Origin of the sequence: Segeticoccus rhizosphaerae, assembly GCF_009192725.1 — a bacterium.
Lineage (GTDB): Bacteria > Actinomycetota > Actinomycetes > Actinomycetales > Dermatophilaceae > Segeticoccus > Segeticoccus rhizosphaerae.
The window spans coordinates 1-10297 of sequence record NZ_VOHR01000121.1; the positions used below are offsets into that span (position 1 = coordinate 1).

At 71.1% G+C, this 10297-nt stretch carries 9 protein-coding genes; 1 reads left to right on the top strand and 8 read right to left on the bottom strand.

Annotated features, from left to right (window positions below):
• A partial coding sequence (locus tag FRW57_RS11250) for an MFS transporter (RefSeq protein WP_238999396.1) occupies positions 1 to 638 on the bottom strand: 638 nt, incomplete at its 3' end.
• Between the two features lie 83 nt (positions 639 to 721).
• On the opposite strand from FRW57_RS11250, the gene FRW57_RS11255 reads away from it, so the two are divergent.
• The gene (locus tag FRW57_RS11255; RefSeq protein WP_137121462.1) at positions 722 to 1267 is read left to right on the top strand and encodes a MarR family winged helix-turn-helix transcriptional regulator; all 546 of its coding nucleotides are present in this window, start codon (positions 722 to 724) and stop codon (positions 1265 to 1267) included.
• A gap of 45 nt (positions 1268 to 1312) precedes the next feature.
• Here the strand turns inward: FRW57_RS11255 and ndk are convergent, their stop codons facing one another.
• From ndk to mptB, 7 genes are all read right to left on the bottom strand, one after another.
• A complete protein-coding gene (gene ndk / locus FRW57_RS11260; protein WP_238384659.1) occupies positions 1313 to 1750 on the bottom strand; it encodes a nucleoside-diphosphate kinase in 438 nt (145 codons plus the stop codon).
• A 69-nt stretch (positions 1751 to 1819) separates the two neighbouring features.
• Entirely contained in the window at positions 1820 to 2284 is a 465-nt protein-coding gene (locus FRW57_RS11265; protein ID WP_137121460.1) for a DUF4233 domain-containing protein, read from the bottom strand.
• Positions 2281 to 3675 carry a bifunctional folylpolyglutamate synthase/dihydrofolate synthase gene (locus FRW57_RS11270; RefSeq protein ID WP_152186022.1) on the bottom strand — a complete coding sequence of 465 codons (1395 nt, stop codon included), beginning with the start codon at positions 3673 to 3675 and terminating at the stop codon, positions 2281 to 2283. Before FRW57_RS11270 ends, FRW57_RS11265 begins: the two co-directional genes overlap by 4 nt.
• Positions 3672 to 4298 (bottom strand): GNAT family N-acetyltransferase, encoded by a 627-nt coding sequence (locus FRW57_RS11275; RefSeq protein WP_238384658.1) that lies wholly within the window; start codon positions 4296 to 4298, stop codon positions 3672 to 3674. Before FRW57_RS11275 ends, FRW57_RS11270 begins: the two co-directional genes overlap by 4 nt.
• Positions 4295 to 7639: an isoleucine--tRNA ligase gene (gene ileS, locus FRW57_RS11280; RefSeq protein ID WP_137121458.1), complete on the bottom strand. Its 3345-nt coding sequence runs from the start codon at positions 7637 to 7639 to the stop codon at positions 4295 to 4297. Before ileS ends, FRW57_RS11275 begins: the two co-directional genes overlap by 4 nt.
• Positions 7640 to 7950: 311 nt before the next feature.
• Positions 7951 to 8586: a hypothetical protein gene (locus FRW57_RS11285; RefSeq protein WP_137121457.1), complete on the bottom strand. Its 636-nt coding sequence runs from the start codon at positions 8584 to 8586 to the stop codon at positions 7951 to 7953.
• Between the two features lie 111 nt (positions 8587 to 8697).
• Positions 8698 to 10297, bottom strand: a 1600-nt coding sequence (gene mptB / locus FRW57_RS23205; protein ID WP_162529337.1) for a polyprenol phosphomannose-dependent alpha 1,6 mannosyltransferase MptB, incomplete at its 5' end; no start/stop codon positions are given.

Genomic DNA, 10297 nt, shown 5'->3' on the forward strand with positions numbered 1-10297 from the left:
GCCGGCGTGGCCCAGATGGCCCGCAGCGCCAGTCCGGTGCTGCCCTGCTGGGCCGGCGACTCGGGCACGGGCGGGACGGATGCGTCGACGCCTCGACCCGCCACCGCGAGCAGCAGGCCGGAGACCCCGAACCCCGCGGAGGCGGTCACGAACGCGGGCCACATGCCGTGCACCTGGTCCAGGTCCACCATGTAGCCGGCCGCGAACGCGCCGATCGCCATGCCGAGCGCCTGCCCGCTGAAGACCAGCGCGAAGACGCGACGGCGGTCGGCACCGGACGACCAGCGCAGCACGAGCACCTGCTGTGCCGGGGCCGCTGCCGTGATCGCGAGCCCGAAGGCCAGCATGCCGAGCAGGAAGGTCAGCGGAGTGCCGGCCACGACGAGCGCCAGGCTGACGACGCAGGCCAGCACCCGTGCGACGACCGCGACGCGCACCGGGGACATCCGGTCGGCCAGGCGGCCGCCGACCGGCGCCGCGACCAGCGCGCCGATCGAGAACAGGCTGGAGGCCGCTGCGGCGACGAAACCGCCCCAGCCGCGGGTGTTCGCGGCGTAGGCGTACTGATAGGGCAGCACCGTGCCCCAACCGATCATGCTCACGGTGGACGCCAGGACCAGCAGGTGTGCGCGCTTCACCACGCCTCCATCAGAGTTCGAAACGGGAGTGTTGGATATCGAATATTTCGACTCCGAAATATTAGCATGGCAACATGGTGCCCATGACCACTCGTCCGGGATCCGGCAGACGCGCGGGCAGGTCCGCGCACCAGCGCTACCGCGCCGACGTGGCCGCCTACGTGGCAGCGGGTGGCGACGAGTCCGTGCAGCGCGTCATCACCGCGGTGCAGAGCCTGCAGCGCAAGCTGGGCCAGTGGTATGCGCGCCAGCTGGTCGACCTGGACCTGTCCGCCGGCGAGTGGGCGGTGCTCGCCAACCTGGCGACCGCGGAGGAGGGCGCCGCGCTCACGCCCACCCAGCTCGCCGAGGCCACCAGCGTGGCCCCCTCGTCGATGACGCACCGACTGGACCGGATGACCGAGCGGGGCCTGATCGACCGCGCCGCCGACCCCGAGAACCGCACCCGGGTCCTGGTCTCGTTGACCCATCGTGGCTGGGAGACCTTCAAGGCCGCCATCCAGGAGGCCAACATGGTCGAGTCGGACGTGCTCGGCCCCTTGTCACGCGATCAGCGTGAGGAGCTGGCCGCGCTGCTCGAGCTGGTCATCGCCGGTCTCGACGACGCCGAGGCGGACGAGACCAGCTGACCTGTGGCCCCGGAGTCGCTGGGGAGGTCCGGGAGCGCGACAGCGTCAGGCCTGGTGGCCGAACCAGATGTCGATCTCGCGCTTGGCCGACTCCGACGAGTCGGAGCCGTGCACGATGTTCTGCTGCACGGCGAGGCCCCAGTCGCGGCCGAGGTCGCCGCGGATGGTTCCGGGCAGCGCAGCCGTCGGATCGGTGGCCCCCGCGAGGGCGCGGAAACCCTCGATGCACCGCTCCCCCTCGATGATCGCCGCGGTCACCGGGCCGCTGCTCATGAACTCGAGCAAGGGCTCGTAGAACGGCTTGCCCTCGTGCTCGGCGTAGTGCTGGGCGAGGCGCTCACGGTCGGGCGTGAAGATCGCCAGGTCCACGAGCGTGTAGCCCTTCGCCTCGATCCGGCGCAGGACCTCGCCGGACAGGCCCCGTTGGAAACCGTCCGGCTTGACCAGGACGAGGGAGCGTTCGGGCGTCGTCGATGTCGTCACAGGCCAGACCCTATCGAGGGACATCGAAGGGTATGCCGCCCGCCCACCGAGGGCGGTCGGCCGCCGCCGTCACCGGTCCGGTGCGTCACCCCGGTCGGCAGGAGCATCCGTGTCCGAGCCCGCGCCCCCGCCCTGCTGGTCCTCGTCGACCGGGTGGGCGCGCAGGTGGGCCTGGGTCAGGTCCTCCATCTTGCGTCCTTGGACGAGGGCGGTCACCCACAGCGCCAGGAAGATGACGGCCACGATGATCATGCCGCCCACGACCAGCGCCGCGAGGAACGTGACGACCTGGAGCAGCCAGCCGATCGTGACCCCCCAGGGCCGCCGCATCAGGCCGGCGTCGAGGATGCACAGCACCGCCACCACCGACCCGACCGCGAGCCACGTGCCCGACCGGTCGTCGCCCTGGACGGAGGCCAGCCCGTAGGCCACCACCGCGCACAGGAACACCGCGAAGGCCTGGCTGGCGATGACCATGGCGGCAAACCGCCGAGCCATCTTGCCCGGCACGCCGTAGAAGACGAGCCCCTTCACGTCGTGGTCACCCCGAGCAACATCCGGACCTCTGCGGCGGTGACCACCGACCCCGTCGCCAGCACGCCCCCGGCCACGCCGCCGGCGTCGGCCATCCCGGCGGCGGTGTCGAGCGCCTCGGAGAGGTCGGGCACGACGGTGACGCGGTCCTCGCCGAAGATCTCGGCCGCGATCCGCCCGAGGACCGCGGGGTCGGTGGCGCGAGGCGAGGAGGTGCGGGTGACGACGACCTCGTCCAGGACCGGTTCGAGGATCTCGAGGATCTCGCCCGCCTCCTTGTCGGCGAGGATCGCGACGAGCCCGACGACCTTGGTGAACGTGAATGCCTCGTTGAGGGCGTCACGCAGCGAGACCGCGCCCGCCGGGTTGTGCGCGGCATCGACCATGACGGTGGGCGAGCGGCGGACGATCTCCAGCCTCCCGGGCGAGGTGACCCCGGCGAATCCGGCCCGGACCACCTCGAGGTCGAGCGGCTGCTCGCCACCACCGACGAACGCCTCGACCGCCGCGAGGGCGATGGCCGCGTTGTGCGCCTGGTGCGTCCCGTGCACCGGCAGGAGGAGGTCGGGGTAGTCGCCCGCCAGACCACGCACCGAGATCAGCTGCCCACCTACCGCGACGTCGTGGCTAAGCAGCCCGAACTGCTCGCCCTCGAAGCGCAGGTCGGCCCCGACCTCCTCGGCCCGGTCCCGGACGATCTGGACCACTTCGGGCTCCTGCACTCCGACCACCCCGATGGCACCGGGCTTGATGATGCCGCTCTTCTCGGTGGCGATCTCCTCGACCGTCGAGCCGAGGAGGCGCTGGTGGTCGAGGGCGACCGGCGTCATCACGGCGACCTGGCCGTCAGCGACGTTGGTGGCGTCCCAGGCACCGCCCAGACCGACCTCCACCACGGCCACGTCGACAGGGGCGTCGGCGAACGCGGCATACGCCAGGGCGACCATCGCCTGGAAGTAGTTCATCCGCGGCCGTCCGGCCTCGCGTGACAGCGCATCGACGATCTCGAGGAAGGGCGCCACGTCGTCATAGGCAGCGATGAAGGCCTCGGGCCCGATCGGCTCGCCCGACAACGCGATCCGCTCCCTGAGGTCGTGCAGGTGCGGCGAGGTGAAGCGTCCGGTCGACAGGCCCAGCTCACGCAGCAGCCGCTCGATCATGCGGGTCGTCGAGGTCTTGCCGTTGGTGCCGGTGAGGTGGATCACCGGGAAGGCGCGCTGCGGGTCGCCCAGCAGCTCCATGACCTGCCGGATCTGGTCCAGTGACGGCTCGACGTCGTTCTCGGGAGCCCTGGCCAGCAGGGCCTCGCTCACCTCCCGCAGCCGCTTCCGCACCGCAAGTTGCTCGGCGGCAGCCTGCTGGGCGGAGTCCGGACGTCCGCTCGGGCTCATGCGCGTGCCTCCTCGAGGCCCGGGTCGTCGTCGTCCGAGGCGTCGCGCAGCACCTTCCGCATCCAGATGTCGTCCGGGACGCCGCCACCACCGGCCTCACGAGTGAACTCGACGAATCCCTTGGCTCGGTAGAAGCGTTCGGCGTCGGTGTTGCCGTCGATGTAGGAGAGCTGGATCTCGTCGTGGTCCTCGGCCGCCTTGGCCATCACGGCCTCGATGAGCCGCGAGCCAACGCCCTTGGCCTGGTGCTCGGGCAGGACGTAGAGCTTCCAGAGGACCAGGTGGTGCTTGCCCGGGCCGACGCTCGCCATGCCGACGATCTCGCCGTCGAGCTCGGCCACCGTCACGCGCCCCGCGCGGATCGCGGGGATCGTCGCGTCAGCCGACCACCACTTGGCCAGTCCGGCCTGGACGTAGTCCTCGCCGGCGATGCTGTAGTAGGTGGCCGGCCAGGTGCGGTGCCCCACCGACAGCACCCCCTGCAGATCGTCGCCGGTCGCCCCGCGGATCACCACGGAGTCTTCCTGCCTCGGCTCCTCCGCGGCAGGCTCTCCGCTCCGCTCCGCATCGTCGCCGCTGTCGTCGCCGCGGCCCGAGCCTCGGCGGTCGCCGTCGCTGATCACCGCTTCTTCACCTGGATCTGCACCTGCTGTCCCTCCCCGACGGTGGCAACCGTCGCCCCGTCGGTCGCGGCCGGCGGCAGGGCGTGATCGGCTCCCGCCGACCCGAACTGGACCGCGAGCGTCTCGCTCATGATCAGCTGCTGGTGGGCGACTGTCGCCTGCCAGACGTCGTCGTCGCCGGTGACGGTCAGGCTGATCCGGTCACTGATGTCCAGGCCGGCGTCGCGGCGCGCCTGCTGCACGGCCCGTATGACGTCACGCGCCAGACCTTCCTGCGCCAGCTCGGGCGTGACCTCGGTGTCGAGGACGACGAAGCCACCACCCGGGAGAAGGTGGGTCGCCCTGCCTGCGGTCGCGGTGTCCTGCTCCACGATGGTGTCGAGGGTGTATTCGCCCTCGACGAGGGCCAGTCCGCCCGCGGTGACCGTGCCGTCGTCGGCGACCGCCCAGTCGCCGGACTTGGCGCCCTTGATCGCCTGCTGGACGTCGCGGCCGAGTCGCGGGCCGGCCGCGCGGGCGTTGACCACCAGTCGCTGGCTGATCCCGAAGTCGGACGCACGAGCCGCGGCGAGGTCGACCAGTGTCACGGTGCGGACGTTGACCTCCTCGGCGATGATCGCGCCGAAGTCCTCCAGAGCCTGTGCCTCCGGCACGACCACGGTGAGGTCCTGCAACGGCAGCCGGACGCGCAGGTTCGCGGCCTTGCGCAGGCTGCTGGCCACCGAGCACACCTCGCGGGCCCGGTCCATCGCAGCCACCAGGCCGTCGTCGGCAGGAAGGTCGGACACCTCCGGCCAGTCGGTCAGGTGCACCGAACGGCCACCGGTCAGGCCGCGCCAGATCTCCTCCGTGGTGAACGGCAGCAACGGAGCAGCAACACGGGTCACGACCTCGAGCGTGGTGTAGAGCGTGTCGAATGCCCCGAGGCCATCGCGGCGCACGTTCCAGAAGCGGTCGCGCGAGCGTCGGATGTACCAGTTGGTCAGCACGTCGAGGAAGGCGCGGATGGCCTCGCACGCCGAGGCCACGTCATAGACGTCGAGCCGGTCCCGCGCCTCCTCGACGAAGTCATGCAGCTTGGCGAGCAGGTAGCGGTCGAGCACGTCGTCCGACTCGGTGGACCAGCGTGCTTCGTAACCCTCGCCGTCCGGTCCCCCGGCGGCGTTGGCATACATCCCGAAGAACGACCAGGCACTCCACAGCGGCAGCATGACCTGCCGCACGCCCTCGCGGATCCCCTGCTCGGTGACACTGAGGTTGCCGCCCCGCAGCACCGGACTGTTCATCAGGAACCAGCGCATCGCGTCGGCCCCGTCGCGGTCGAAGACCTCGCGCACGTCGGGATAGTTGCGCAGGCTCTTGGACATCTTGCGCCCGTCCTCGCCGAGCACGTTGCCGTGGCACATGCAGGTCGAGAACGCCGGGCGGTCGAACAGCGCCGTGGCGAGGATGTGCAGCGTGTAGAACCAGCCCCGGGTCTGCGGGGTGTACTCGACGATGAAGTCGGCCGGGAAGTGGTGCTCGAACCAGTCGGCGTGCTCGAACGGGTAGTGCACCTGCGCGTAGCTCATCGACCCCGAGTCGAACCAGACGTCGAGCACGTCCTCAACCCGCCGCATGGTCGAGTTGCCCGTCGGGTCATCGGGATTGGGCCGGGTGAGCTGGTCGATGTTGGGTCGGTGCAGGTCCGGCACCCGCTCGCCGCGCTCATCCACGCGCGTGGGGATCTCGCCGAAGTCGCGCTCCAGCTCGGCGAAGGAACCGTAGACGTCGATCCGGGGATACGCCGGGTCGTCGCTCTTCCACACCGGCACCGGGCTGCCCCAGAACCGGTTGCGGGTGATCGACCAGTCGCGGGCGCCCTCGAGCCACTTGCCGAACTGACCGTGCTTGATGTGCTCGGGGACCCAGGTGATCTGCTCGTTGAGCGCGAGCATCCGGTCCTTGAAGGCGGTCACCTCCACGAACCAGGACGAGACACCCTTGTAGATCAACGGTTCGCGGCACCGCCAGCAGTGCGGATAGGAGTGGTCGTAGGTCTCGCGCCGCAGCAGCACCGTCCCGGGCGAGACGGACCCGGTCTCCCCCACGCCCCGGGTGGCCGCACGCAGGTGATCGATGATGTGCGGGTTGGCGTCGAAGACCAGCATCCCGGCGTACTCGTCGACCGGCTCGGTGAAGCGGCCGTCCTTGCCGACCGGCATCACCGCCTCGATGCCCTCCCGGTCGGTGACCTCCTTGTCGACCTCACCGAAGGCGCCGGCCGTGTGCACCACGCCGGTGCCGTCCGTGGTGGTGACCGCGTCGTCGGCCGCCACGATGCGGAAGGCGCCCGCGTGGCCGGCGAAGTAGGAGAACGGCGGTGTGTAGGTGCGTCCCAGCAGGTCCGTGCCCTTGTAGCGGCCGAGCACCACCGGGGCGTCGCCGAGCTCGCGCGAGTATGCCGCGAGCCGCGCCTCCGCGAGGAGGTAGCGCGCCGTCCCGTCGGTCCCCGGCACGGCCCCCTCGACGACGACGTAGTCGATGTCGGAGCCCACCATGACCGCGAGGTTGCTGGGAAGGGTCCACGGGGTGGTGGTCCAGATCAGGACGCGGGCGCCGTCGAGCACCTCGTCCGCGCCGGTGGAGTCGAGCAGGTAGCCGACCGTGACCGCGGGGTCCTGCCGCATCCGGTAGACGTCCTCGTCCATCCGCAGCTCGTGGTTGGACAGCGGCGTCTCGTCGTTCCAGCAGTAGGGCAGCACACGGAAGCCCTCGTAGACGTGACCCTTGTCGTAGAGCGACTTGAAGGCCCAGATCACCGACTCCATGTAGTCGGGGTTCATCGTCTTGTAGTCGTGCTCGAAGTCCACCCACCGGCCCTGCCGGCGCACGTAGTCCTGCCACTCGTCGGTGTAGCGCAGCACCGACTCGCGGCAGGCGGCGTTGAACTTCTCGATGCCCAGCTCGTGGATCTCGTCGGTGGTCTTGAGCCCGAGCTGCCGCATCGCCTCGAGCTCGGCCGGGAGCCCGTGGGTGTCCCAGCCGAACCGGCGCTCGACGCGCCGGCCGCGCATCGTCTGGTAGCGCGGCACGATGTCCTTGACGTAGCCGGTCAGCAGGTGCCCGTAGTGCGGCAGGCCGTTGGCGAACGGCGGTCCGTCGTAGAAGACGAACTCGTTGTCACCGTTGCGCCCCGCGTCCCGCTGCTCGACCGAGGCGACGAAGGTGCCGTCCTCGTCCCAGTAGCGCAGGACCCGCTCCTCGATCTCCGGGAAACGGGGGCTGGGGACGACCCCGGCCCTCTCGGTGCCCTCGCCCCGCTCGTCCGCCGAGAGGAAGTCGACCTTCGGATAGGTCATGCGTGCATCTCCGTCGCGTCACTCGTGCCGTCAGGGTCACGAGGACGACGTCGCCGACCGGTGAAGTCCGGCCCGGCGGCACCGCGGTACCACCTCGCTTGCCGCACCCGCCCGCTCGCTCGAGCGCACGGCATACGGCCGCTCTTGGTCGAAGGCCGCTGACGGGGCCCACCCGTCCGGTTCTACTGAGGATCGGCCCGTATGCCGTGTGGTCCCGTTCTTCCGGAGGCTCGCCGCTGATGACGGCTCGATCGCCTGTGCCGCATTCTACGGGACGCAGGCGCCGCCCGCGACGCACGGGGAGTCGGCGGTCAGGCGGTCTGCCGGACGGGGAGCAGCCCGTGGGCCTCGCGCAGTGAGGCGAGGGTCTCGTCCAGCGTGCCGAGCCGCGGCTCGAGCAGCCAGACGCCCTCGGCGAACGGGCGGAAGCCGACCCGAGACCAGACCTTGGTCATCCGGCGCACGGCTTCGTCGTAGCCGGCCTCGTAGTCCTCCTCGGCACCCCGGTCGAGCGGCCCCGGCAGGCAGAGCGCGGCGCGGCAGCCGGTGCGCATCAGCTCCAGCGTCTCGGCGATGAGCAGCGCGGCCACCCCCTTGCCCTGCCAGGCCGGCACCAGCTCGACCCGGTCGAGGACGAGCACGCGGTCGCCGGTGTCGTGCAGCCGGCTGGCGAGCCCCTCGGCCAACTGGCCGGTGTTGACGTCGAAGACGACGTCCCCGATGTGGGCGATGTCGTCGTTGGAGGAGTCCAGGGCGTCCCAGGGATCCTCGCACTCGCGCAGATCGACCGAGAGCACCGAGATGGTGCCGATCGGCTCGGCACCATCTGCGGGCATTGCCTCGACCGCCCAGCGCTGCAGGCCGCGCGTGGAGGCGTCTCCGAGCAACCGGCTGGTGGACAGCCGCAGGCGGAGGTCGGGGACGGGGACCGCGTCGTGGTGGCTCATCCGCCCAGTGTGCCGCTCGGGGCCCATGAGCGGAAGGATCGCGACCCACCCCTCCTGGGCAGTGATCGTGGCGCTTGCGGCAGGCCGCTGTCGCAGACCCACGACGATTCCTCACAGGTGGCGGTCGTGGGTCACGCCTTGTGCCACGTCTTGGGCCATGTCGCGGACCAGGAGCCACGCGGCGAGCAGGCCGGCCGCCACGGCGCCCAGCACCTGCGGCCAGATGTAGAGGGCGGTGTCACCGGCCGGCTGGTAGACCAGCATCAGCCAGGTCGACAGGCCCACGACCAACACGAGGGTGCGCCGCGACAGGGCGAGACCGGCCGCGACCGCGAGCGACCAGGAGTAGTACCACGGCAGCGCGACCGGCGAGAGCAGGACCAGCACGACCAACGCCGCGACGATGCCCCTGACCGCGGTCTGCACATCCCCGGACGTCCTGCGGTGTGGTGGCCGAGGCGACCACACCGCAGGACGTCCGCGGGGGCGGGCGCGGAACCAGATGGCCAGGAGCAGCGCCACCAGGAGGACCGCGCCGACCGTCCTGCTCACCGGCAGCACGTTGGTCAGCGACAGCGGCGCGAACCACAAGGCGACGCCGGTGACCAGTTGCGCGACGGCGCTCGGCAGGCTGAGCCAGTTGACGGTCTGCGACGAGCCGGACAGCGCCGTGATCCAGCCGAGGCCCACGCCGGCCGCGAGGGACAGCGCCGCGAACACCGCTGCGCCGACGACCAGTCCGGCCCCGGTGGTGCGCAGGAACAACGGCCACCGGTGCGGCTCCGGACGCCCGTCGGACCGCGCGCGCTCGCGTTCGTGCGCCATCCAGATCCAGACCACGAAGGGCAGCGCGACGACCGCGGTGGCCTTGACCGCGAGCGCCAGCGTGATCACAGCGACGCCCGGCAGGTGCCGCCGCTCGAGCACGAGGAGCAGCCCGGCGAGCAGCAGTCCGAGCATCGGCAGGTCGTTGTGCGTGCCGGCCACCAGGTGCACCAGGACGAGGGGGTTGAGCACGCCGAGCCAGACCGCGAGCACCGGGTCGCCGCCGAGGCGCCGGGCGATCCGCGGCAGCGCCCACACCATGAGCACCAGCCCGGGCAGCAACGCCAGCCGCATGACGTAGGTGCCGAGCGCGACGTGGTCGCCAGTGACCGTGGTGATACCGCGGGCGAGCAGCAGGAAGGCGGGCCCGTAGGGAGCGGTGGTGGATCGCCACACCGGGCTGACGCTCCGGGTCAACGGCCCGGGATCGGCCGCGGGCCCCACGACATAGGGATCGAAGCCGTCGCGCAGCAGCGCACCCTGGGCCAGGTAGGCGTAGGCGTCCCGGCTGAACATCGGCAGGGCGAGCAGCATCGGCGCCACCCACAACGCGACCGTCCAGCGGGCCGATCCGAGGGAGACGCCCCCCGCGAGCACCGCCCGGCCCAGCCGCACCCAGGCGAGCACCATCACCAGCACGCCGACCCAGACCAGCCAGGTCGAGATGCCCTGGGTCAGCCCGGACGTCGCACCTGACAGGTGGTTCCAGTCGAAGTAGGAGCCGGTCCGCGGCTTGGCGCCGGCTGCGAACCCACCGAGGGTGAGGCACGCGGCGCCGAGGAGTCCCAACAGCCCGTGCCGCCCCGCAGGGCTGAGCAGCACTGCGCCGATCGCGTTGCCCGCCAGCGCCGCCCGGCGGCGCGCCGCAGCGGCCGGCGCACCGTCT